The sequence below is a fragment of the Microbacterium sp. DMC48 genome, assembly GCF_056313825.1.
The window spans coordinates 1-267 of sequence record NZ_JBQUZN010000004.1 but is presented as its reverse complement, the minus strand read 5'-3'; the positions used below and the strand labels follow the sequence as shown (position 1 = coordinate 267).

1 rRNA gene is annotated in these 267 nt (G+C 65.2%); it reads right to left on the bottom strand.

What is annotated here, in order from left to right:
- Positions 1-196 precede the first annotated feature (196 nt).
- A 5S ribosomal RNA gene (gene rrf, locus ACT53O_RS05185) occupies positions 197-267 on the bottom strand; the annotation flags it as partial.

Sequence of the window (267 nt, the reverse complement as noted above, 5' to 3'; positions counted from 1 at the left end):
CACCACCGCGCTGGCGTTGGTTGTCGGAGCGGGCCGCGCCCCGTGACGACGCGGCACGGTCGGTAAACCTCCGGCGGCGCTCGGGCGTCGCATCCGGGTTCTCGGGATCGCGATCCTGTGCCATCGAAGGAGTTCCTTTCAGTCGTGTTAACGGGAAATGGCCACCCAGCGTTGGGTGGCCATTTCCTGAAAAGAAGTCCGGCGGTGTCCTACTCTCCCACAGGGTCCCCCCTGCAGTACCATCGGCGCTGTGAGGCTTAGCTTCCG